Raw genomic sequence first — 23,390 nt, forward strand, 5'->3', positions numbered from 1 at the left:
GGACAACGCTTCACCATGACCAAATATGCCAAGGACGAATTCGATCAGGTCCCGCAGAACACGTCCCGCCAGGGCGTTCACCGCGATGCCCAAGAGACCGCCCGCCCCACTTTGTGGCCGGTCCTGACCGTAGGGGCCGTTGCCTTGGTACTCGGGCTGGTGGCTTTCCTGATCCTCCCCAACCTTGGGTTGGTAGCGCCGGGCGCTGCGTCAAACATCACGACGCCGGCACCCCAGCAGACGTCTACGGCACCCTCAGCTGCGCCCACTGAATCGGGCAGCGCCCCCACCCCTTCGGGCGAACCCACTGCGTCGGGCGAACCGGGCGGCGAAGCGACTGCTGAACCGACGCCGTCGGCATCTCCTTCTGCCACTGCGTCCTCAGCTCCTGTGGACAAGACCACTCCGGTGGCCGTGTACAACGGGGCTGGGACCGCTGGCTTGGCCGGACGGGTAGCAGGCCTGGTTCAGGGTGACGGTTGGGCACTGAGCACGGTAGGAAACTGGGGCGGACTGCCTCAGCAAACGTCCGTGATCTTCTACAACGCTCCCGAGCAGAAGGCCAACGCCGAAGCGCTGGGAACCTTGCTGGGTATTGAAACCATTGTGGAAACACCTGAGGTTCAACAGCCTCTGGTGGTTGTTGCCGGCCCCGGCTTCCAGTAGCCACCCGGCCGCCATGACGGAGCGTTCAAGCTCCAACTCGGTTAAGCCTCAATAACAAAAGCGCTGCCCTGCCCGTCCACGGCAGCGCAGTGATGGTGACTGTGGTTACAGTGGATTGATTCCGGTACGGAGATCCCGGCAACCGGTCTTGGCTACTGTGAAAGTGTGGGCATCATGGCTTTGGGAACCGTCAAATGGTTCAACGCCGAAAAAGGCTACGGATTCATCACTGTGGATGAATCCGGTGACGACGTCTTTGTGCACTGGTCCGCTATCCAGATGGATGGCTTCCGCGCCCTGGAAGAAGGCCAGCGGGTTGAGTTCGAGTTGGGGGAGGGCCAGAAAGGCCCGCAAGCCGAAGGCGTCCGCGTCGCTTAGCTCATCGCGGCCTCAACGCCCATCCCGTCAGCCCTCGGCTGAAACCCCTTTGTTTATGGAGCAAAGTGGCATCTCTGCTTGCACTCTCCCCGGTCGAGTGCTAATTATTGATTTAGCACTCCTATGGTTCGACTGCTAAGTCCGGCCCGGCTAACCCCGGTATTGGATGGGCGGCGGACCTGCGGAGGATCAAGAAACACCTTGGTGGGGTGAGGTTCGGAGCGCGGGGCATACAGAGGCCGCAAGCAAAGGACCGTCCGTCGCGGGCACCCCATCTGACAGGTACCTTCTTAACGACTGTCCCGAAAGGACTACCGCCGTTATGGCCAAGATCATTGCATTTGATGAAGAGGCACGCCGCGGCCTCGAGCGGGGCCTGAACATCCTCGCAGACGCCGTCAAGGTCACCCTCGGCCCGCGTGGACGCAACGTCGTCCTCGAAAAGAAGTGGGGCGCCCCCACGATCACCAACGATGGCGTTTCCATCGCCAAGGAGATCGAGCTGGACGATCCTTACGAGAAGATCGGTGCAGAACTGGTCAAGGAAGTTGCCAAGAAGACGGATGACGTCGCTGGCGACGGTACTACCACTGCAACTGTTCTTGCTCAGGCACTGGTGAAGGAAGGCCTGCGCAACGTTGCCGCCGGCGCCGACCCGCTGTCCCTCAAGCGCGGCATCGAGAAGGCTGTTGAGGCAGTCATCAGCGAACTGCTGGCCTCCGCCAAGGAAATCGAGACCAAGGAAGAGATTGCAGCTACGGCTTCCATCTCCGCCGGCGATCCTGAAATCGGCAGCCTGATCGCCGAAGCCCTGGACAAGGTGGGCAAGGAAGGCGTCATCACGGTCGAGGAATCCAACACCTTCGGCCTGGAGCTCGAACTCACCGAAGGCATGCGCTTCGACAAGGGTTACATTTCCGCTTACTTCGTCACCGACGCTGAGCGCCAGGAAACGGTCCTCGAAGACCCGTACATCCTGATCGTGAACTCCAAGATCTCCAACGTGAAGGAACTCGTCACGGTTCTGGAGAAGGTCATGCAGTCCAACAAGCCGCTGCTGATCATCGCCGAAGACATCGAGGGCGAGGCCCTGGCCACCCTGATCGTCAACAAGATCCGTGGCACCTTCAAGTCTGTTGCCGTCAAGGCTCCGGGCTTCGGTGACCGCCGCAAGGCTCAGCTGGCCGACATCGCCATCCTCACCGGTGGCCAGGTCATCTCCGAAGAAGTTGGCCTCAAGCTCGAAAACGCTGGCCTGGAACTCCTCGGCACCGCCCGCAAGGTTGTTGTCACCAAGGACGAGACCACCATTGTTGAAGGTGCCGGCGACGCCGAGCAGATCGCAGGCCGCGTAGCCCAGATCCGCGCCGAGATCGAGAACTCCGATTCCGACTACGACCGCGAGAAGCTGCAGGAACGCCTGGCCAAGCTGGCCGGCGGCGTTGCAGTCATCAAGGCCGGTGCCGCAACCGAAGTTGAGCTCAAGGAACGCAAGCACCGCATTGAGGACGCAGTCCGCAACGCAAAGGCTGCCGTTGAAGAAGGCATCGTTGCCGGTGGTGGCGTAGCCCTCATCCAGGCAGGCGCCAAGGCATTCGCCAACCTCACCCTCCAGGGTGACGAGGCAACCGGTGCCAACATCGTCAAGGTTGCAATCGATGCTCCGCTGAAGCAGATCGCCTTCAACGCCGGCCTCGAGCCGGGCGTTGTGGTGGACAAGGTTCGCGGCCTGCCTTCGGGCCACGGCCTGAACGCTGCCACGGGCGTCTACGAAGACCTTCTGGCTGCCGGCGTCAACGACCCCGTAAAGGTCACCCGCTCGGCTCTCCAGAACGCTGCTTCCATCGCTGGTCTCTTCCTGACCACCGAGGCTGTAGTTGCTGACAAGCCTGAGAAGAACGCTCCGGCTCCCGGCGGCGACGACATGGGCGGCATGGGCGGCTTCTAAGCCTTCCGCTGTAGCTTTACAGCACCAAGAATCACGACGGCGGTCCTCACCAGTTTTGGTGGGGGCCGCCGTTTTGCGTCGGCACCCTTGGCTTCCGCCTGCAAGGAGGTAGGAGTAAATGCCCTTCGGAACGCTCATAGAGACATCTACTGCTGCTCAGTTGGGTGCCGGCATGATTTTAGTGTCGGTGGGGTCTGGCAGGATTAACCCATGACGATTATTGCTGCCGCCGATGGGTCCGCCCTCGGTAATCCTGGGCCGGCCGGTTGGGCCTGGTACGTTGATGACTCCTGTTGGCGAGCAGGCGGTTGGCCGCACGGAACCAATAACCAAGGCGAATTGATGGCCGTCCTGGACTTGTTCCGGTCCACGGCTCATGTGCCCCAGGAAGAGCTGCTGATCCTGTGCGACAGCCAGTACGTCATCAACTGCATCACCAAGTGGATGCCGGGATGGAAGCGCAAGGGCTGGCGAAAGGCCGACGGCAAGCCCGTGCTTAACGTGGACCTGCTCAAAGACATCGACCAAGCGATTGTGGGCCGCAAATATACGTTCGAGTGGGTAAAAGGCCACGCTGGCCACGATCTCAACGAAGCTGCTGATGAGCGCGCACGAGCCGTTGCTACCGCCTACCAGCAGGGCGTAGCGCACCGGGCCGGGCCCGGCTACCCTGGCGCCCGGGAAGACGATAAGGAAGTACGTCTGGCCCATTCTTCGACGCCTGTCCCTGCCGGTGCTGGTGCCTCCTCTCTCACGGCTGGTTCTGCAACCCTCAAGGCTGATCGCAGTCCCCGCCCGCATTTTGAGCCCACACTCTTTGGCGAATCCGGCATCTTTGGCCAGGCTGATCTTTTCAGCGAGCTGGACGACGACGCCTCAGCTCAGCAGTTGTCAGCCGAGGACACAGTCCTGGCATTGGAGCGGGAACTGCTCCGGCCGGACGTCAGGGCGGACATTGGCAGGATCGGGGTGCTGCTCCACCCGGACTTCGCTGAGATTGGCAGTTCGGGCAGGTTTTGGACCCGGGACGCCATGATGGTGGCTTTGGAAGAGGACCCCGGCGAGCCCACTGAACTGGAATTGCTCAGCGCGGATCGTCTGAGTGAAAACACCATATTGCTGAACTACCGCAGCTTTGCACCCAAAGGCTCAGCGCTACGCAGTTCTATCTGGATGCTGGACCGTGGACAATGGCGGCTGCGTTTCCACCAGGGGACTGTTGAAGGCTAGACGCTGAGAGCCCAGCACAGAGGCCTGGGCACCCTGCTGTTTACTGATGACCAGCTGCACTGATGACCTGCTGCACTGGTGACCTGCGGGGCGGCTGCACAGGGGGAAGACAACCAGCCCCGCAGGAGATCAAGGGGAGCAGAAGAACAGAGGCAGCTAGTAGCTGAAGCGCTGGGTGTTGCCTTGCTCCACTTCCATATAGTTTGTGGCCGCTGAAGACAGGGCAAGGTTGATCGAAGCCAGGGAGGCCTCAACCTTGCTCTGCGTCAGGGACCACTCGAGGACAAGCGCTTGGAAGTTTGTGGCAGCTGTTCCCCGCCAGGTCATCTCAAGTTCTTCCAGTCCACGCCGCATGGTGTGGACATCGGAACTGATGCGATCAACAGTTCCTTTGACATTGGCTGACTTGAGCTGGAGCAGTTCAGTATCGACGGAGATGACGCTCATGGGTGATGCCTTTCGACGGGGTGTTCCGCGTTTGCGGGGGAGGCGTGGCTACACCATTGAGCCTAAGCAGCCGCCCCCGCCTGCAGAACAGACGTTCGTCGCTATGTGGACAACACCGGCTATGTGGAGAACACCCTTTACGTGGACAGCACCTTCTACTTGGACAGCACACCTTCTACTTGGACAGCACCTTCTACTTGGACAACAGTTCAGCAGGTTCCTCGTGGAACGGCAGGCTGACCACCAGCGTGGCACCGCCGCCGTCGGTCTCTGCAACCTGAACCGTACCGCCGTGCGAGCCGACGATCGCAGCAACAATGGCCAGGCCGAGGCCGCTGCCGCCGGTCTCCCGGGTGCGTGAAGTGTCCGCACGGTAGAAGCGTTCGAAGATCTTGTTGGTCTCGGATTCCGGAATGCCCTGCCCGTGATCGCGGATCTCGATCACTGAAACGGGGCCGGACGGCGTCTTTCGCACACCGACAGCGAGCTCAATAGGGCTGCCCTCGGGGGTGTACCTCAGCGCATTTCCCACCAGGTTCCCAATCACTTGCCGAAGTTTGGCTTCGTCACCTTGAACCGGCGCTGCAGTGGGGGAGGCGCCGTCCAAGCCCGTGAGCGTGATGGTCCGATCCCCGGAGGAGGCCTTGGTATCAACCACGGCGTCGTGCGCCAGGAGCTGCAGGTCCACAGGCTTGAGTTGAAGAGGACGCTGCTCATCAAGCCGGGCCAGCATCAACAGGTCTTCCACCATGGATCCCATGCGTTTGGCTTCGCTTTCGATCCTGCCCATGGCCATGGCTATATCTTCCTTGGTGGACAAGGCGCCGTGACGGTAAAGCTCAGAGAAGCCGCGGATGGTCACCAAGGGCGTCCGCAGCTCATGGGAGGCGTCTGCCGCGAAGCGGCGCATACGCCCTTCCGAAGCGGCGCGGGCAGCAAAAGAAGCCTCAATGTGGGCAAGCATGGCATTGAGGGATCCGCCCAAGCGGCCAACTTCGGTATTGGGATTATCCACTTCCACGCGGCGGGAAAGATCACCGGCCGCGATGGCGGCGGCCGTCTTTTCCACTTTGGCCAGTGGCCGGAAGGACCTGGCAACGGTCCAGGTGGCGATGAAGAACGCCAGGACCAGGGTCAACAGGCCGACGCCTACCACCACCAGGACGGCATGCTCCATGACTTTGTCCACCGGGGTGAGCGGCAGCCCGATGATCACTACGCCGTTTTGGCCGTTGGCGGTGACGCCGATTGCCACTACGCGCCAGTTGCTGCCAGTAGTGCCTTTGACCTGGAAGGGGGCGTTACCGCGGAGCTTTGCCTCAGCGGCGGTGATGTTGGCGATGGCCGGACGATCGCTCTGGCTGCCGCCAAAGGGATAGGGGTCGAGGCCAGGTACATATAGCGTCAGGGAGTAGTCGGTGGGAACGGCGGAATCGGTGGGAGTCTCCGGGTTCGGTTGCGTCGGCTGGTTGGGATCCGGGTTTCTTGGGGCCAACTTGTCAAAGGACTGCTGTTCCACGGCCAACGCGACGGCGGCCTTGAGTTTGTCGTCCACCTGGCCCTGAAGGTAACTCTTGACCAGCGTCAGTGTTCCCGCGCCCGTGGCAGCCAGTGCCAACAGGAGCAGGCCCATGATGATGGCGACCAGCTGGGACCTCAGGGACGCCGATTTCCAGCGTTGCAGCAAGGGTCAGCGCTTCTCTGCCGTTCGCAGGACATAACCCACGCCGCGCTTGGTTTGGATGAGGGCTGCAGCATCGGGATCAATGTCCACCTTGCGGCGCAGGTAGGAAATGTAGGACTCCACAATCGAGGCGTCGCCGTTGAAGTCGTACTCCCAAACGTGGTCCAGGATCTGGGCTTTGGACAGGACGCGGTTGGGGTTGAGCATGAGGTACCGCAGGAGCTTGAACTCGGTAGGGGACAGCTCAATGACGGTACCGCCGCGGCGTACCTCATGGGCGTCGTCGTCGAGTTCAAGATCGTCAACGCGGATCACGGCGTCGTCGTCTTCCAACGGCTGCGTGCGGCGAAGGACGGCGCGGATGCGCGCCACCACTTCGTCAAGGCTGAAAGGCTTGGTGACGTAGTCGTCGCCGCCCACGGTGAGGCCGGTGACTTTGTCCTCGGTGTCGTCCTTCGCCGTGAGGAACAGGACGGGGAAGTGCTTGCCGGCAGCGCGGAGGCGCCGGGTCACCGTGAACCCATCCATGTCCGGCAGCATGACATCCAGTACTGCCAGGTCCGGGGAGTGAAGATCGGCTGCGGCGAGGGCTTCGCGACCGTTGGCGGCCGCAACGACCTCGAAGCCTGCGAAACGCAGCGACGTGGAAAGCAGCTCGCGGATGTTGGGCTCGTCGTCTACAACGAGAAGCTTGGCTTCGGGACCGTTCTTTTTCATGACACCCATGATGCTCCCAGTAACTGGGAGTTTTCTGGATGCTGCATGGGAGCGGCCTGCGTGGCTTTGCCTGGCTCCCCGGCCCCGATCAAGCCCCCAGGACCAGCCCCACCCCCAACGCCACCATGGTCACAGCTATCCCGCCATCCAGGAATCGCCAGGAAAGCGGGCGCGCGAAGAAGCCCCGGAGGAAACGCGCTCCGAACCCCAGGGAACAGAACCACAGAATGCTCCCCAGCATGGCCCCGCCACCAAACCACCACTGCAGCTGGGTGCCTTGGGAACTGGCGATCGAACCCAGCAGCGCAATATCCAAGTACACATGGGGGTTCAGCCAGGTCAGCGCCAGGACGGTGGTGATGGCCGCCGCGAGGCCGCGCTTCGGCCCGCCGTCGTTGACTGTCCCTTCGCTGGGCGTCAGCACTTGGGGCCGGAGGGCGCGCCGGGCGGCCATCATGCCGTACGTCACCAGGAAGGCAGCGCCTATGTACCGGAGAACGACGACGGCGGCAGGGGCTGCCGTAATGAGCGCACCGGTGCCAAGAACTCCAGCCGCGATAAGGACGGCATCCGAGAGGGCACAGACCGCCACAATGGGCACAATATGCTCGCCCCGGATTCCCTGGCGGAGCACGAATGCATTCTGGGCTCCGATGGCGACGATGAGGGCAAGGCCGGTGGCCATGCCGAGGCCGGCGGATTGGAAGAAGTCAGTAAAGTTCACCTTTCGAAAGTACGTTTCGCACGCGTCATTAGACCAGCTAAAGAATTTTAGGCGGCATAAGATCTTCTTATGCCGCACTTTCCTTCCGAGCAGCTCCTTACCTTTGCCACAGTCCTTTCGGAGGGCACTTTGGATGCCGCCGCGCGCCTGCTTCACATCACGCCGTCGGCCGTCTCCCAACGGCTCAAGGCGCTCGAACAGTCGGCCGGACGGGTCCTGCTGCAGCGCAGCAACCCGGCCCAGGCCACCGAAGCAGGCGAAGTGGTACTGCGCCTGGCGAGGCAAATGGCACAGCTGGAAGCTGATGCGGGACGCGAATTGGGACTGGATGGCGATGGCGCGCCACTGGCCGTGCCGGTTGTGGTCAACGCGGATTCGCTGGCGGTGTGGTTCCTGCAAGCGCTCGCACAGGTGCCGGAAGGGCTCAATGTCACCTTCGACCTCCACCGTGATGACGAGCAACACTCCACGTCTTTGCTTCGCTCCGGCACGGTGATGGCAGCCGTGACGGCAACTCCCGAGCCTGTACAAGGGTGCCGGGTTGAGAGCCTTGGAGTGATGCGTTACCGCGCGGTGGCCGCGCCGCAGTTCGTGAAACGGTGGTTCCCGGGCATGGGGGAGGGCATGGGCGAACGCTCGGTCAAGCGTATGGACGGTGCCACACTCAATGCCGCTACCACCGTGGACTTTGACCGGAAAGATACTTATCAGTGGGCTTTTGTGCAGGCGGCGTTCAGGGCCGAGGGTAGGCCGGCCCCGGAACGGAAGGGCCCCAGGCATTACGTCCCGGCGTCCCAGGACTTCGGCGATGCAATCCGCCTGGGCCTCGGTTGGGGTCTGATCCCGGAAGTTCAATGCGGGCCGGACATCGCCGACGGGCGGCTGCTGGAACTTGCCCCGGACAATCCCTTCGATGTGCCGCTCTACTGGCAACGCTGGCGGACGGCATCAAGGGTGCTCGATGTGCTCAGCCATACCGTCCGGGAGGTCTCGGCGCAGTACTTGAGAAAGTCCTGAACCCGCAAAATCCCAACACGCCTGCGGATGCTTCCAATAATGTCAGTGCCCCGTTCCACACTTAAAACATGGCAAACACAGCAGCTCCCGCAAGCATCCACCAGAACCGCACCAGCGATCACGAGTTTCATGTGACCTATTTGGACACCGAATCAGGCCGTATCCGGCGTGAGGATTTTGACGACCTTGCTGCGGCAGAACGGTTCGCCAGCGCCCAACTCCGTGACGAGGACGGCTGGGCTGTGGTGGACCACGTCAAGATCGAGGTCACCAGCCGGATGGTCGCCTAAGCACCAGCCTACTCAGGCCTGTTGCCTGAGTGGCCCCCATGCACGAACGGTGATGACACACCCTGGTACTTCAGGAGCATCATCATCCCTTCTGCCGCATGGTCCAGGTTGTGGCAGTGGTCCATCCAGATTCCAGGGTTGTCGGCGTGCAGCAGCAGTTCCCACACTTCGCCCGGCAGTACGTCCACGGTGTCCAGGACGAGCGGTGAGCCGCTGGGGACTACGCCGTTCCTGCTCAGCACCTGCACATGGTGACCATGCGGGTGCATGGGATGCGGCTCGGAGGTACGGTTCACAACCGTCACTTTGACGGTGTCGCCCTCAGCTACCTCAATGGAGGGAACCAGGGGATACGCTGCCCCATTGACGGTGAAGGCGTAGCGGGGGATCCCATCAACAAAACGGAACTGCCGGTCCAGTACCATCACCTCTTCCCGGGTGATCGGTTCTTCCCCGGTTGCCGGACGGATCAGCTCTGAACCATCACCATTGTCAACCGCGTGTTTGCCTTCCTCCAGGGGCTTGCCATACTCCAGGAGGTCGAGCACGGGTGTGGTGGTGAAAACACCTGCGCCCGGTTTCTCAGGGGTGAGGTCCTCAGAATCGCCGGCGGTCACTCCGGACGGAGCTATGACAACAACAGCCCCGGCCGCGGCGTCCGAACGCACGGCCACCGGCGATTCGGGCATAGTGAAGGCGACGTCCACCCTGCCGCCGGCACCAAGGCGGAGCAGTTTGCCGTCCACATCCTGCGGTTGGTTCACGTCTGTCCCATCAACCGCGGCGGCCTTGAACGTGGTGCCTTGGATCAGGTACCGCTGCTGAACCGAATCGGTGTTGATGAGCCGGACCCGCACGCTCGAGCCCGGAGTGGCCGTGTGCTTGGTGGCACGGTCTGAGGAGCCCAGCAACCCCAGACCGCTGAGATCGTGCCCCGCCACCACAATGTCCGTATCAGCACGGGGCGCTGTGGGGTGGTGCACGACGAACGTGCCGTAGAGGCCCTTGCGGACTCCTTCGGCCGAGTCCTGGTGTGTGTGGTACCAATACGTTCCTGTCTGTGCCGCAGTGAACCTGTACGTCATGGACTCTCCGGGCATCACGGCATCCTGTGTAGCCCCGGCAACCCCGTCCATGGCGTTGGGGACGTCGTAGCCGTGCCAGTGGAGGGTAACGCCGGCCGCCACATCCCGGTTGTTGAGCACAACTTCCATGACATCGCCCAGTTCAGCCTCCAAGGCAGGGCCCGGCAGGCTGCCATACGTCCAGGCCTGGGTGGTTTGCCCGGATGGCAACGTCAGCTGTTCAACCCGGGCCGTAAGTTCGTAGTGCCGGACCACGGCACCGGCGGAGGCATCGCCCACAAGGCTGGTCACCGGCGTCGGATCCTGCACTTGGCTGCCGGCTCTGCCATGGTGACCGACGGCGGCAGCGATGGTGGCGCCGTCCGCCGAGCGGCTCCCAAGCCAGGCAAAGACTCCCGAGCCCAAAGCGGTACAGATCATCAGCCCGGCCACTGCGGCAGCCGCCGTCGGACGCCTCCGGCGTGTAAAGAGCGCAAGCCTGGCAATCAACACCGAGGCCGCCACCATGAACAGCACCACCACAAGGCTCCACAGTGACGGGAAAGGCCCCAGGACGAACGTCAATACCAGAGATGCCACCGCTGATGCGGAAGCTGCCACCAAGGCCAGGACCGCCCACTCGCGGGAACGTCTTGGATCCGCCTGCACAGATGTGGAGCCGGTGTTCCGCCTCCTCAGCAAGAACGGAACACCGGCCGTCGCGGCCCAAGCCGCGGGGATGGCGGTCAGAGGCACGTTGATGGTTATGCGTTCGCTGGCAAACCACCAACTGCCCGCCACCAAAGCGGGAAGCAAGGCGTACCGTCCCACTGTCACTGCAACGGCTGCACCCACTAAAAGCAATGCAAGGTCAATACGGCGGGACCTGTCCCTGACAGACGCCGTCATCCACGCGGCGCCGATCCAGGCTCCGGCTGACGCGAATGAGAACAGGAGGTCCAACGCCAGCAGCTGCGAAGTGTTCACAGCTGCAGGTGCTCAGGCTGTGCTGGGGGATGTGGAAGCATCCGAAGAGGCAGCCTTGGGCGGCAACGGTTGGGGGTTGAGGGCGGCCGCTTGGGCACGCTTGAACAACCAATAGGACATGAAAATCATCAGGGCGCCAACGATCGGATGGATGGCCACCACCCAGGAGCCCGCGGGCGTGATGAACTCCGGTGAGGAACCGGTCAACATACCGCCCACAATGAAGATGATCAGTTGAAGCCACGTCAGCAGGAAGATCCCTGCAGCAAGCCAGATGGTGCGGGAGCCCACCTTGGCAATGGCGGCTACGATCGCGGCCAGCAACGCTGAGTACCGCAGCACGTATTGGCCGTTGACGGCATGGTAGACACCGGCTTCACGCTGGGCTTCGATGGTGTTTTGGAAGTGGAAGTATCCGGCAAAAAACAACTGTGCGAGTGCTGACAGCAGGACAATCGCGGAAAGGACCAGGAGGGCTTTGCGCATGGGGAATCCTCTGGTAATCAATTCACAGATTCTTCAAGGCCTTCGAACCGTCGGCTCCCTGGCTGCGGGCTTCCCCCACCGCCGACGGCTGGCCGCCAGGCTGCCTGGACCAGGGGCAACCCTTAAGGGCGGAGAGCTTCACTAGGAATCGTAAAGTTGCTGGAGATCAATAGCAAGAGCCCTGGGAAACATTGTGGGGGCCGGGCGCCTACTGCTCCTGCCCTACGTCCTTGCCTACGTCTTTGGCGTCCATGATCCTGTACGCATAGCCCTGCTCGGCCAAAAACCTCTGGCGTTTCGCCGCGAAATCCTGGTCCAGAGTGTCCCTGGCCACCAAGGAGTAGAACCGGGCCGCCCGGCCGTCCTGTTTGGGCCGGAGAAGGCGTCCCAAACGTTGTGCCTCTTCCTGCCGTGAGCCGAAAGACCCTGAGACTTGAATGGCAACCGAGGCTTCGGGGAGGTCAATGGAGAAGTTGGCCACCTTGGACACCACCAGGGTGTGAATTTCACCCTTGCGGAAGGCATCGAAGAGTTTCTGCCGGACCTTGACGCTGGTTTCACCCTTGATCAGTGGAGCATCCAACCGCTCGGCAATCTCATCCAGCTGGTCTATGTACTGGCCGATCACCAACAGCTGCTCACCCTTGTGGACTGCCACGAGCTCTTCCACCAGGGCGGTTTTGGTCTCCGAGGTGGCACAGAGGCGGTATTTGTCCGCGTCATCTGCCATGGCGTAAGCCACCCGTTCATCCCGCGGGAGGTCCACACGGACTTCAACGCAGTCGGCAGGGGCAATGTAACCCTGTGCCTCGATGTCCTTCCACGGTGCGTCATACCGCTTGGGCCCGATCAGGCTGAACACCTCACCTTCACGTCCGTCTTCCCGCACCAGTGTTGCCGTAAGGCCCAGCCGACGCCGGGCCTGGAGGTCAGCGGTCATCCGGAAAATCGGGGCAGGCAGCAAATGGACTTCGTCGTAAATGATCAGGCCCCAGTCGTGCCCGTCAACCAGTTCCAGGTGCGGGTAGAGCCCCCCGCGCTTGGTGGTGAGCACCTGGTACGTGGCGATGGTGACGGGCCGGACCTCTTTGACGGCGCCGGAGTACTCGCCAATCTCGTCTTCGGTCAACGAAGTCCGCTTGAGCAGCTCATCTTTCCATTGCCGGGCAGAGACGGTGTTGGTCACCAGGATGAGCGTGGTGGTGGAGGACGTGGCCATGGCGGCGGCGCCCACCAGCGTCTTTCCCGCACCGCAGGGAAGCACGACGACGCCGCTGCCGCCGGCCCAGAAGTTCTCCGTGGCCAGCTTCTGGTACGGGCGCAGTTGCCAGCCGCTTTCGTCCAGCATGATGAGGTGAGGTTGACCGTCCACGTACCCGGCAAGGTCCTCCGCGGGCCACCCCAGTTTCAGAAGCAACTGCTTGAGCTGACCGCGCTGTGAGGAGTGCACCACCACGGTTTCGCCATCGATCCGCGGGCCCAGGAGCGGAGCGATCTTCTTGGCGCGGATGACTTCCTCCAGTACGGGGTAGTCATCGGTCCGCATCACCAGTCCGTGCTGCGCGTCCTTCTCAAGCCGCAGCCGGCCGTAGCGGGACATGGTCTCTTCGATGTCGATCAACAGGGCATGGGGGACCGGGAAGCGGGAGTACTTCAAGAGGGTGTCCAGCACCTGTTCGGCATCCAGCCCTGCAGCCCGGGCGTTCCAGAGGCCCAGCGGCGTCAGCCTGTAGCTGTGCATGTGCTCCGGGGCGCGCTCCAGCTCGGCGAAGGCGGCAATTGCGTGCCGGGCCTCGGTTGCCAGCTCGTGGTCCACTTCCAGGAGGATGGTCTTGTCACTTTGTACGATCAGCGGACCATCGGTCACTGTTGAGTCCTTTTCACGAGCGCAGTTCTCCTGCGGGTTCCACATCTATGATCCGGTGGATGGACAAGACGCGTTCGGTGTCCTTGGCGGGATCGAACACCCTGACACGCCCACCGGAGACGGATACAGGAACAACGGTTTCAGTGTTGGCATTCCCCAGGTTGTCCACCACGTTCATGGTGACCGCCTGTTTGAGCCTGATGGCCGTTTGCAAAGTTTCCAGACCGAGCTGGGTGGACGCCTCGCCAGTGGTCCCGGCCGGGACGGCGCGGTGCTGGCGCAGGACCGAAAGCTGTGCCTCGACGTCGTCCTCCGGCGGAGCCGTCCGGGGCGCCGTGTAAACCGGGCGCGCACTGCCGGCCACCGCCGTGGTCCGCTTGAAGCGCACGACGGCGGTCTCAGCCTCCTGCACTGCCGGTGAAAGTCCCAGCTCGCGAAGGACACGCGCAGTTTCGCGCGGACTGGCCGAAGACGTCAGGACAGTGGGTGCAATACGCACCAGGCTCAAGGCAGACGTGCGGGCCTCGCGGAGGAGATCGGTGATGGCAGTTTCGTCATCACTCTGGATGAAGCTGGCACTCGTGCCGATTCGAAGACGCCCATGCCGGGACGCAGTGTCCTGGACCAGGTACTCCAAGGGCTGCGGCACGTCCGTGGCCGAATGCTCACGGAGGAACGCCAACAGCGCTTCCGCATCCTGTCCGGCGTCGAGCGCCCTCCGGATGGAGGTGGCCGAGAACCGGTAGATCGACGCCGGACCCTGGCCCTCGGCGTCGGCCATCAACAACAGCGTCTCGCTCAGTTCCGGGGCGAGGTACCCGGGCGCCACAGCCGTGAGATCGGCCTGAAGGAGGATATGGTTCACGGCAGCAGGCAAGTGCTCACCCAGAATGTCCATGGCCTTCTCCGGCTGGCCGTCAGCCATGGCAGAACCCAACTGCGTCAACGCTCCGGATCCCATCAAACCCAGGAGCGTGGCTTCTTCAAGGATGCCGCGGACCAGGGAACTGAACCGGCGGGACATCCGCGGCTGAGCCCACTCGGCCCGTTGCAGTACGGCTCGGGCATCCAAAACGGGCGCTTTGCCATCCGGGGCGGCAGCCTCGGCCGTCAGCTCATTCAGGATTTCCAGGACCCGACGCCGGACCACGGGGGCGTCTGGCCGTTGCGCTTCAGCGGACAAAGCGTTGATGGTGGTCCCGGCCGCCCCCTGATGGGCTGCCGAGGACGACGGACCGGTGAGGGGCTGTCCCACCAAGGAAGGCGCACGCTCACTTGCCAACCAGGCATTGACAAGCCACAGCCACTGTTCCTGCCGGGGCAGGTTGAGCCACTCCAATGACGGCGGCTGAACCCAGGTGGAACTGTCCACGTCAAGGCGGAGCAGCCCGGCCATGGCGCACAACTCAAGGAGCACGGCTGTCTCGTGGACGCCCAAACGAATGGATTCGGCCAAACGCCGAAGCTCGCGGACCCCCACACCGCCACTCCGGAGCGTAGCCAAGGGCTGTTCCCGGACTGCGAACAGCAGCTCCGCGGCCAGCCGCAGGATCTCGGCAATAGCTCCCATGGCGGCGTTGCGACGCAAGGCAGCACTGGTATGGCCGAGCTCTGGAACAGGCGGGGTAAGGGTGAAATCATCCACGATCGCACCCCCGCGCAGGGCAAGGCCCACGCTGTGGGGCAGCTCCACATGGCCGGCGTCCAAGGGGACCAGCAAACCGCGGGCCAACAGCCAATCGATAGGCCCGACGTCATGACTTTCGTGGGTGACCGACGCCCGGCGTTGTGCTTGAGGTACTGCGCCCATGGCCCAGCTGCCGAACTTGTCCAATAAGCCCACGGTACGTTCCGGTGCGGCGGCAAGGATGGCGCGAAGATTCTCCGGTGTGGAGGTCCAGCGTTGGAGAGCCAGTGCAGCATCCATCGGTGTGCTCGCAGCATGGATATCGGCCCCGCTCTGACGAAGCTCAGCCACCAACTGCACCACCCGCTGGGCAAAGGCCGGTTGAAGCCGGACAAGCTCGGTATAGCTCCGGCCCAGGCCCGCCGGGTAGATCCCGATCACATCCTTGAGGCTGCCCACCGGAAGGTAAAAACGCTGACGGGAGGAGGTTGCCGGCGATCCCGCAGGCGGATCAGCCCTGTGAACCAGCGCCAGTTCCTGCAATTTGGCGAGGATGGGATCCAGCGCAGAAAGGGTGGATCCGGCAATGACCTTCTTCAGCCCGGCCGCGGAAACACTGTGGCCGGTATCTGCATTGGTGCACAAGTGCAGCGTTTCCAGAACCTGCATCTCCGGCTTGTTCAACCGTTCCAAGGCCCGTTGAACACTGACCCGGGCGCTCGCCCTGGCAGCCAGGGCCGGGAAGTCCGGTGCCATGGGGGAAATCAAGTCCGGCCGCGCGGCAAACAAGGCCCGCAGCGAATCATCGCTGCGCGCTTCGAGTTCCTTGCTGAGCGCGCGTATAAGGGACATCAATCCAACGTTACCGCCCCGCGCCCAATGGTGCCTGTCCGAGGGGCCGCAGCTTAGGCCGCAGCTTAGGCCGCAGGTTATTGCCGACGACGCTGGCGGACGGAATCAAGGACCAGGAAGATGGCGAGCATAAAAGCTACCGGCAGTCCGTAGAGGGCGGTCCACGTCACCCATACCGGGGGAACGTCACCGTTGAAAGCAACCGCCATGACCGTGCCAACGGCAGCCAGGGATACCACTGCAATGACGGCGGCGATGATCATGAGGGGGCGGCGGTAACCCGGGGAAGTCATGGGCACAACGCTAGCAGCAGCCCGCAGCGGGGACCCACGTCCGCAACATTGCTGCGCCTCCTGCGCACTTTGGCTGCTGCATGATCGCGGCAAAGCGGGAATAGGGGGTCCGGCAGGATAACCTTGAAGGAACAGACCAACACGGACAGGGCTGTCACCCTCGATCCCGCAGATCCCTGCGGATGCGGTGAGCGGCCCGACGTGTCTCCCAAAGCAAGAACGAAGAAGGTTGATTACGTGCCTACCGGCAAGGTCAAGTGGTATGACAAGGAAAAAGGCTTCGGATTCCTCGCAGCTGAGGACGGCCAGGAAGTATTCCTGCCCAAGACGTCCCTGCCTGCAGGCGTAACGGAGCTCAAAGCCGGAACCCGCGTTGAGTTCGGCGTGGCAGACGGCCGCCGTGGTGCGCAGGCGCTGGGACTGCGTGTCCTGGAAAAGACGCCCTCCATTGCCAAAGCCAAGCGCATGAACGCCAGGGACCTCGCACCCATGGTGCAGGACCTGGTGACAGTGCTGGACAACCTCTCCGGCTCCCTGTCTTCAGGAAAGTACCCTGACGGCAACAAGGCCAAGGCCATCAGCCTGGCACTGCGCAAGGTTGCCGACGAGCTGGAAGCTTAGGACCGGCCATGACCTCGGAATCCGCACAGGACACCAAGGCCGCCCCTGAAGCTGCCCAGGCTCCTGGAAACGGGGACGCCCCCGCGCGGAAGACCGGCGCGGCCAAACCCCGCACAGGTTTACCCGTGTGGCGCACCGGCAAGCCGGACGCGTTCCTGGCTGCCGCCGTCGATACCGCGCGTGCGGCAGTGGAAGGCATAGCCAATCCCGGTGAAGTGGGCGCGCATCTTGGCGCCAAGTCGGAGGGCGACCGCGTGGTCACGCACCTGTTCGAGTCCCGGCTCGCCGGTTACGGCGGCTGGCAGTGGTACGCCGTGGTGACCCGTAACTCGCGCTCCAAGATCGTGACGGTGAGCGAGCTTGGTTTGCTTCCCTCCGAGGACTCCATCCTGGCTCCGGAATGGGTGCCGTGGGCGAAGCGTGTTCGTCCCGAGGATGAGACTCCCTTGGTGGAAGAGAGCGTTGAGGACGTTTCAGAAGAGTCGGTGCAGGCTGCTGAAGACGAGGCCACTGACTCGGCCGTGGACGCCGGGGATGCTGAAGACCTGGACGAGACCGATGACTCCGAAGCCGACGAATCCGGGGCTGAATAAGCATTGCGGATACCCGGGGTGACCACAGTGGAGGCGGACGCTGATGTCCACCTTTAGGTCACTGGGAATCCTCAATTACCGCATCTGGTTCTTCGGTGCCCTGATCTCCAACATCGGCACCTGGATGCAGCGGACAGCGCAGGACTGGCTGGTTTTTGACCACCTGACCGCCCATGACGCCGGCGCCATGGGCATTACATTGGCCCTCCAACTCGGTCCGCAGCTGTTCCTTGCTCCATGGGCCGGGCTGCTGGCTGACCGTTACAGCCGGCGGAAGCTCCTGCTCCTCACTTTGGTAGCCATGGCCCTGCTGAGCACGGGGCTGGGCGTCCTGGTGCTGCTGGGCATTGCCGAACTCTGGCATGTTTACCTCTTTGCCTTGATGCTCGGAATCGTCACCGCCGTGGATGCTCCCGTCCGGCAGACCTTCGTCTCCGAGCTCGTCACCGACGACTACCTGCCCAACGCTGTAGCCCTCAACAGCGCCTCCTTCAATGTGGCCCGGATGATCGGCCCCGCCGTCTCCGGTGTTTTGACGGTGGTTGTAGGGCCCGGTTGGGTGTTCCTCATCAACACCCTGTCCTTCGTAGCCATGCTGTGGGCGTTGAAACTCATTCCGGCCTCCTCACTGCGCGTCCAACCCAGGGCAGCCGCCGGCAAGGGCCGCATCCGCGAAGGCGTGCGGTACGTCAGGAACAGGCCCGATATCCAGGTGGTCCTGGCAGCGATCTTCATAGTGGGGACGTTCGGGCTCAACTTCCCCTTGTTCATCGCCGCAATGGTGGGAACCCAATTCGGCATGGACGCCGGCGCGTTCGGCGCTTTGAACTCTGTCATGGCCATCGGCTCAGTTACTGGTGCGTTGTTGGCTGCCAGGCGGGGAAGGCCGCGGCTCAGGCTGATTTTCGGGGCCGCCGGGGGCTTCGGCATTGCCAGCGCGCTGGCCGCCATGGCACCCAACGCCGTGCTTTTCGGGCTGGCGCTCATCCCTTGCGGGCTCTTCGCCCTGACCCTGATCACCAGCGCCAACGGCTATGTCCAATCCACCACGGAGGCCGTCATGCGCGGGAGGGTCATGTCCCTCTACATGGCCATCTTCATGGGCGGCACCCCCATTGGTGCACCTTTGGTGGGCTGGGTGGCCAACGTTGGTGGCCCGCGCTGGGCCGTTGGCGTGGCGGCGATTGCCGGCGTCAGCACCGCCGTCGTGGGGTTGCTCTGGATTATCCGCGCGAAGCAGCTGCGGCTGCGTTTTGACCGCCGGGCCCGCGGGCTGAAGCATTTCCGGGTGGAATCGCTGCTTTCGCCTCCGGACACTGACGACGACGACGGCGCACGCCGGCAGGGAGCGTAACCCGCCTCAAGCGGCGGTGGCTTAAACAGCGGCGCCGTCCGGGATGTCCCCGAACGGCGCCGACGTCACTCTGCGGTGCTACTTCTTCAGTTGGCCCACCACGTAGTCGATGCTGGTGAGCAGCGCGGAAACGTCGTCCGGCTCAATGGCGACGAACGTGGCAATGCGGAGCTGGTTGCGGCCGAGCTTGCGGTACGGCTCGGTGTCCACCACGCCGTTGGCGCGCAGGACTTTGGCGATTGCTGCGGCGTCAATGGAGTCGTCGAAGTCGATGGTGGCAATGACGTTGGAGCGGTCTTCGGCCTTGGCGACGAAAGGCGTTGCGTACTCCGAGGCCTCGGCCCAGGAGTAAATGCGGTTGGCGGAATCCGCCGTGCGCTTGCTGGCGAAGTCCAGGCCGCCGTTGCTGTTGAGCCACTGCACCTGAGCGTCCAGGGTTACCAAGGTGGACAGCGAGGGCGTGTTGTAAGTCTGGTTCAGCTTGGAGTTATCAATGGCGGTCTGCAGGTCCAGGAAGTCCGGGATCCACCGCCCGCTGGCTTTGATGCGTGCGGCGCGCTCCAAGGCGGCGGGGGAGAAGAGGCCCAGCCACAGTCCACCGTCGGAGGCGAAGTTCTTTTGGGGGGCGAAGTAGTAGACGTCCGACTCGGAAACGTCAACGTCCAGCCCGCCCGCTGCCGAGGTGGCGTCAACCAGGACCAGGGAACCTTCGTCAGCACCCTGGACGCGCTTTACCGGAGCGGCCACGCCGGTTGACGTTTCGTTCTGCGGCCATGCATAGACGTCCACGCCGGCTTCGGCCTGAGCCACCGGCCGGGTGCCGGGCTCGGCCTTGATGATGGATGAAGCATCAAGGAAGGGAGCCTTGTTGGTGGCGGCGGCGAACTTGGAGCCGAACTCACCGAAGGACAGGTGCTGTGCCTTCTTCTCCACCAAGCCGAACGCAGCTACATCCCAAAACGCTGTTGAGCCGCCGACGCCCAGGACTACCTCGTAGCCGTCCGGAGCACGGAAGAACTGGCTGAGTCCTTCACGAACAGAACCCACGAGGTTCTTCACAGGAGCCTGGCGGTGGGAGGTGCCAAGGATGGTGGACGATGCTGCAGACAACGCCTCGATCTGTTCCGGGCGAACCTTGGACGGTCCAGCGCCGAAGCGTCCGTCCTTGGGCAGCAGGTCGGCAGGAATGGTGATGCTGTTGTCGCTCACGTGGCGCTCCAATGGGTGTCGGGCTAGAGATGGGAGGTGGCATGGGGCATCAACTGCCCCTTCGACACCCCCAATTCTGCCTGACACGGCCCAAGCGCAGGAACCTGCCGCCGTCATAGTCCGCCACGTGGAATGTGGTCCCACCGAATGCGACCGGAATTATCCAGAGTAATTCCAAATAAGCTAGGCTGGGGGTTGGCGTTCGCCAGGACGGCGGTGCACATCCGCCACCCTGGCCAAGGACGCGGTACGGTGGAAATTACGCAAGGAACTGCGTTCGAGGAGAGCTGAGCTGGATGACGGATCTGATCGATACCACTGAGATGTATCTTCGGACCATTTTGGAGCTTGAAGAAGAAAACATTGTGGCTCTCCGGGCCCGCATCGCCGAGCGGCTGCGGCACTCCGGACCCACTGTTTCCCAAACCATCGGACGCATGGAGCGCGATGGCCTGGTGATTGTGTCCAACGATCGCCACTTGGAACTGACGGAAACGGGCCGGAAGCGCGCCACCGAAGTCATGCGCAAGCACCGCCTTGCAGAGCGCTTGCTGGCCGACGTGATCGGGCTGGATTGGGCCTACGTGCACGATGAAGCCTGCCGCTGGGAACATGTGATGAGTGAGCGCGTGGAGCGCCGCCTCTATGAACTTTTGGAACATCCCACGGAGTCTCCGTACGGCAACCCCATCCCCGGGCTTGAGGCGCTGGGTGGCCTTGCCAGCCAGCCTTTCCCGCGGCTGGATGTGAACCTGCTGCAGGCCATGGACGGATATGCCACTGATTCCCGCGTGGTGGTCAGCCGACTCGCCGAACCCATCCAGGTGGAGCCGGAGCTCCTCACCCAGCTGGACGAAGGCGGGATCCGCCCTGGAGCCAGTGTTTCCCTGGAACGCGTTGGCGAGTACATCTCCGTCCGGGTTCCCGGCATTGAAGGCGCTTTGGAGCTTCCTCCGGAAGTTGCCGCGCACGTGTTTGTCTCTCTCAACTGACCAGAGCTGTACGCTGCCGTGTCAAACCTCACTTTTGGCTGTTTCCAGCGCGTGTGACCTGCGGTTTTCTGCAAATGATGATAAGGGCCTTCTGCGCTGAGCGCGTTCCTGTTGATAACGAATTTATTACCGAAGGCCTTAATCCCCTATAGTTATCTACTAGCGCTGATACCAAAGCGTTACCTGATCCGGAGCCGAGCTCTGCCAGCGGATCAGGTGTGTCATCCACCACTGGCAGAGGCGGGGGAACCACAAGCGGCTGTCTAAAGAAGCAGCCTTGGGGTGAAGTCCGCAGCAGAAGTGCCCACGTATTCAAGTCCCTCTTGGGATACCTGTGTGCCGTGAGCGCTTCGTGCGGACCGGGTCTTTGTACTCTCTGACCCGAATCCGACAGCTAACTTCGCAGGCTTTTGAGAGAGGAACAGAGTTTGACATCGCAGAACGTCAGGGGCCGTCGCCGCGCGTCGGGCCCCGCTGCTGAGCTGCGGCCAGCCACCGTCGTAACGGAGATCCGGCCACGCGACACCGAGCGTCAGGTGCGCCGCCGTAAGAGCCCGTTGCGCCAGGTTGCCGACTTCGCCGCTGCCAGCGGCGTAGGGCAGAAGGCCGGTGTTGCGCTTGCCGCCACCGGACTTGCCCTCACTGTCGGTCTGCCCGCCACCAGCCCCGTCATGGCCACTTCGGAATCGGGCCAAACCGAATCCGCCCTTGCTGTTGCCGCTCCTGCCGGTAGCCAGCCCGAGGTCTCCGCTGCAGCGTCGGCCAAGATCGACTTCAGCCGGGCCGCCGTCGCCACTGCCGCTGACCCCGATGGAAAGCTGAAGCAACTGCTCAGCGCCCAATCGGCCGAGAGCATCCAGCGCGCGTCATCCGTAGGCACCATGGCCAGCCCCCTTGATACGCTCGCCACGGCTTCCCCGTTCGGCTACCGCATCAGCCCCTTGACCGGCGGCGCCGGTGACTTCCACCGCGGCCAGGACTTCGTAGCCCAGTGTGGCACCGCGGTTCACGCAGCAGCCACCGGCAAGGTCACTTTCGCCGGATGGCACGAGTACGGCGGAGGCAACCGCGTGGTCATCGATCACGGAAACGGCCTGGAAACCACGTACAACCACCTCTCGTCCTTCACTGTCCAGGTAGGGCAGACCGTTAACCGTGGCGACACCGTCGCGCTGAGCGGCACCACGGGCGCTTCCACCGGCTGCCACCTCCACTTTGAGGTTCAGGTCAACGGCGAAGTTGTAGACCCCATGGGCTGGCTCTAAACGAAGTTGATGGTCGTCTCTCGCATGTGCAGGACGCCCCGTGACCTGAATGTGACATTCGCGGTGAACTGTTATAACGTACAGAGCGCATCGGCTTTTTAGGGGGCCGATGCACTTGAGTGGATTGCCTAGCTCTGCCACCGCTCAAGGTCCGTTCGCAAAAATCGTCTGGCAGGGGCGGGGGAACCACTTCCGGTCTTCGCAAGAAGGCCTTGGGGTTAAGTCGCAAAACTTTCTTTGAAAGCCGCGCGGCCGGATGACTCCCATCCGAATCCGACAGCTCACCTCGCAGGCATTGGGAGAGGCTACCTACGTGTCATCACGCACTACCCCTGCGCGCCATCGCGCCCAAACGGTTCGTACGAACCCGTTGAACACGCTTTCAAAAGCTGTTTCCTCCAACGCCGGAACCATGGGCCGTCAGGCCGTTGTTCTGGCCGCAGCTTCAGGCCTCGTCCTCACCGCCGGATTGCCCGCACAGGCAGTGGACGCCGAGCTTTCCAAGACCGAAGCCTCCAGCACCCAACAGCTGGTAGCTACTGCAGTGGTCACTGCAGAGCCAACAGCCACCGTCTCTTTCGAGAGCCCCACTGTTGCCACCCAGGAAGCCCCCAAGGTAGTACAGCGCGCAGTTCAGGTAACCGAACGCGCCGCGTCCACCACTGAGGAAGCTCCTGAAGCCGTTACGGCGAAGTCTTCCGAGGCCAAGGACCCGGCTGCCAGCGCAGCTGCTTCCGGCCTGGCGGCTATTGCCTACACCGGAATCGGCTCTCCCTACGTTTGGGGCGGAACAACGCCTAACGGTTGGGATTGCTCCGGCTTCACCCAGTGGGTTTACGCACAGGCAGGCATCAGCATTCCCCGCGTGAACGCCTGGACGGCCATGACGCCCACCAGCACTCCTTCTCCCGGCGACCTCGTCATGCAGAACGGCGGAGCCCACGTGGGCATCTACGTCGGCAACGGCATGATGATCAGCGCTTTGAACCCCGGTCAGGGAACGCTGCTGCACTCCGTAGCTTCCACCGGCACCTCCTCGTTCTACACCCTCCGCTAGAAATAACCCGGTTCGGGGTGGG

22 protein-coding genes and 2 riboswitches are annotated in these 23,390 nt (G+C 62.7%); of the genes, 12 read left to right on the forward strand and 10 right to left on the reverse strand.

All coding sequences use genetic code 11. The features are described 5' to 3' along the window. Positions 1–15 precede the first annotated feature (15 nt). The 4 genes from ABI796_RS04800 (at position 16) to ABI796_RS04815 (ending at position 4,222) form a co-directional block, all read left to right on the forward strand. Complete coding sequence (locus ABI796_RS04800) at positions 16–666, forward strand: LytR C-terminal domain-containing protein (RefSeq protein WP_141285879.1); 651 nt, start codon at positions 16–18, stop codon at positions 664–666. 174 nt (positions 667–840) lie between these two features. Next, positions 841–1,044, forward strand: a complete 204-nt coding sequence (locus ABI796_RS04805) for a cold-shock protein (RefSeq protein ID WP_011773737.1) — start codon at positions 841–843, stop codon at positions 1,042–1,044. 322 nt (positions 1,045–1,366) lie between these two features. Then, positions 1,367–2,992, forward strand: coding sequence for a chaperonin GroEL (gene groL / locus ABI796_RS04810; RefSeq protein ID WP_011773738.1), 1,626 nt, complete (start codon positions 1,367–1,369; stop codon positions 2,990–2,992). Between the two features lie 210 nt (positions 2,993–3,202). After that, on the forward strand, positions 3,203–4,222 hold the full coding sequence (locus ABI796_RS04815; RefSeq protein WP_141285877.1) for a ribonuclease HI family protein: 1,020 nt from the start codon (positions 3,203–3,205) through the stop codon (positions 4,220–4,222). 156 nt (positions 4,223–4,378) lie between these two features. Here ABI796_RS04815 and ABI796_RS04820 read toward each other — a convergent pair whose 3' ends face one another. From ABI796_RS04820 to ABI796_RS04835, 4 genes are all read right to left on the reverse strand, one after another. Then, complete coding sequence (locus tag ABI796_RS04820; RefSeq protein WP_141285875.1) at positions 4,379–4,669, reverse strand: WXG100 family type VII secretion target; 291 nt, start codon at positions 4,667–4,669, stop codon at positions 4,379–4,381. 193 nt (positions 4,670–4,862) lie between these two features. Next, positions 4,863–6,356 carry a cell wall metabolism sensor histidine kinase WalK gene (locus tag ABI796_RS04825; protein WP_141285873.1) on the reverse strand — a complete coding sequence of 498 codons (1,494 nt, stop codon included), beginning with the start codon at positions 6,354–6,356 and terminating at the stop codon, positions 4,863–4,865. 3 nt (positions 6,357–6,359) lie between these two features. After that, positions 6,360–7,070, reverse strand: a complete 711-nt coding sequence (locus tag ABI796_RS04830) for a response regulator transcription factor (RefSeq protein ID WP_024819794.1) — start codon at positions 7,068–7,070, stop codon at positions 6,360–6,362. Between the two features lie 88 nt (positions 7,071–7,158). Continuing rightward, positions 7,159–7,794 (reverse strand): LysE/ArgO family amino acid transporter, encoded by a 636-nt coding sequence (locus ABI796_RS04835; RefSeq protein WP_141285871.1) that lies wholly within the window; start codon positions 7,792–7,794, stop codon positions 7,159–7,161. 69 nt (positions 7,795–7,863) lie between these two features. Here ABI796_RS04835 and ABI796_RS04840 point away from each other — a divergent pair, with 69 nt between their 5' ends. Both ABI796_RS04840 and ABI796_RS04845 read left to right on the forward strand, forming a co-directional pair. After that, positions 7,864–8,811, forward strand: coding sequence for a LysR family transcriptional regulator ArgP (locus ABI796_RS04840; protein ID WP_141285867.1), 948 nt, complete (start codon positions 7,864–7,866; stop codon positions 8,809–8,811). Positions 8,812–8,879: 68 nt separating this feature from the next. After that, a complete protein-coding gene (locus ABI796_RS04845; protein ID WP_141285865.1) occupies positions 8,880–9,101 on the forward strand; it encodes a hypothetical protein in 222 nt (73 codons plus the stop codon). Between the two features lie 8 nt (positions 9,102–9,109). On the opposite strand, the gene ABI796_RS04850 is transcribed toward ABI796_RS04845, so the two are convergent. The 5 genes from ABI796_RS04850 to ABI796_RS04870 form a co-directional block, all read right to left on the reverse strand. Then, positions 9,110–11,152: a multicopper oxidase family protein gene (locus ABI796_RS04850; RefSeq protein WP_141285863.1), complete on the reverse strand. Its 2,043-nt coding sequence runs from the start codon at positions 11,150–11,152 to the stop codon at positions 9,110–9,112. A gap of 12 nt (positions 11,153–11,164) precedes the next feature. Continuing rightward, the gene (locus ABI796_RS04855; RefSeq protein WP_141285861.1) at positions 11,165–11,638 is read right to left on the reverse strand and encodes a hypothetical protein; all 474 of its coding nucleotides are present in this window, start codon (positions 11,636–11,638) and stop codon (positions 11,165–11,167) included. Between the two features lie 208 nt (positions 11,639–11,846). After that, positions 11,847–13,505 (reverse strand): DNA repair helicase XPB, encoded by a 1,659-nt coding sequence (locus ABI796_RS04860; RefSeq protein WP_141285859.1) that lies wholly within the window; start codon positions 13,503–13,505, stop codon positions 11,847–11,849. Positions 13,506–13,518: 13 nt separating this feature from the next. Continuing rightward, positions 13,519–15,984: a helicase-associated domain-containing protein gene (locus ABI796_RS04865; RefSeq protein ID WP_141285857.1), complete on the reverse strand. Its 2,466-nt coding sequence runs from the start codon at positions 15,982–15,984 to the stop codon at positions 13,519–13,521. A gap of 77 nt (positions 15,985–16,061) precedes the next feature. Further along, the gene (locus ABI796_RS04870; RefSeq protein WP_141285855.1) at positions 16,062–16,277 is read right to left on the reverse strand and encodes a hypothetical protein; all 216 of its coding nucleotides are present in this window, start codon (positions 16,275–16,277) and stop codon (positions 16,062–16,064) included. Positions 16,278–16,514: 237 nt separating this feature from the next. Here ABI796_RS04870 and ABI796_RS04875 point away from each other — a divergent pair, with 237 nt between their 5' ends. The 3 genes from ABI796_RS04875 to ABI796_RS04885 are packed head-to-tail and all read left to right on the forward strand — an operon-like array spanning position 16,515 to position 18,845. Further along, complete coding sequence (locus ABI796_RS04875; protein WP_141285898.1) at positions 16,515–16,898, forward strand: cold-shock protein; 384 nt, start codon at positions 16,515–16,517, stop codon at positions 16,896–16,898. Positions 16,899–16,906: 8 nt separating this feature from the next. Beyond that, a complete protein-coding gene (locus ABI796_RS04880) occupies positions 16,907–17,491 on the forward strand; it encodes a DUF3027 domain-containing protein (protein ID WP_141285853.1) in 585 nt (194 codons plus the stop codon). Positions 17,492–17,534: 43 nt separating this feature from the next. Further along, the gene (locus ABI796_RS04885) at positions 17,535–18,845 is read left to right on the forward strand and encodes an MFS transporter (RefSeq protein ID WP_141285851.1); all 1,311 of its coding nucleotides are present in this window, start codon (positions 17,535–17,537) and stop codon (positions 18,843–18,845) included. A 78-nt stretch (positions 18,846–18,923) separates the two neighbouring features. Here ABI796_RS04885 and serC read toward each other — a convergent pair whose 3' ends face one another. Next, positions 18,924–20,054, reverse strand: a complete 1,131-nt coding sequence (serC, locus tag ABI796_RS04890) for a phosphoserine transaminase (RefSeq protein ID WP_141285849.1) — start codon at positions 20,052–20,054, stop codon at positions 18,924–18,926. 296 nt (positions 20,055–20,350) lie between these two features. Between serC and ABI796_RS04895 the strand changes: the two genes are divergently transcribed. The 3 genes from ABI796_RS04895 to ABI796_RS04905 all read left to right on the forward strand — a co-directional run bounded on the left by ABI796_RS04895 (position 20,351) and on the right by ABI796_RS04905 (position 23,368). Further along, positions 20,351–21,046, forward strand: coding sequence for a metal-dependent transcriptional regulator (locus ABI796_RS04895; RefSeq protein WP_141285847.1), 696 nt, complete (start codon positions 20,351–20,353; stop codon positions 21,044–21,046). A 182-nt stretch (positions 21,047–21,228) separates the two neighbouring features. Then, positions 21,229–21,470: riboswitch (cyclic di-AMP (ydaO/yuaA leader) on the forward strand. A gap of 4 nt (positions 21,471–21,474) precedes the next feature. Further along, the gene (locus ABI796_RS04900) at positions 21,475–22,311 is read left to right on the forward strand and encodes a M23 family metallopeptidase (protein WP_141285845.1); all 837 of its coding nucleotides are present in this window, start codon (positions 21,475–21,477) and stop codon (positions 22,309–22,311) included. 139 nt (positions 22,312–22,450) lie between these two features. Further along, positions 22,451–22,620, forward strand: a riboswitch (cyclic di-AMP (ydaO/yuaA leader). A 4-nt stretch (positions 22,621–22,624) separates the two neighbouring features. Further along, the gene (locus ABI796_RS04905; RefSeq protein WP_246095879.1) at positions 22,625–23,368 is read left to right on the forward strand and encodes a C40 family peptidase; all 744 of its coding nucleotides are present in this window, start codon (positions 22,625–22,627) and stop codon (positions 23,366–23,368) included. Positions 23,369–23,390 lie beyond the last annotated feature (22 nt).

The sequence above is a fragment of the Paenarthrobacter aurescens genome (assembly GCF_041549525.1).
GTDB lineage: Bacteria > Actinomycetota > Actinomycetes > Actinomycetales > Micrococcaceae > Arthrobacter > Arthrobacter aurescens.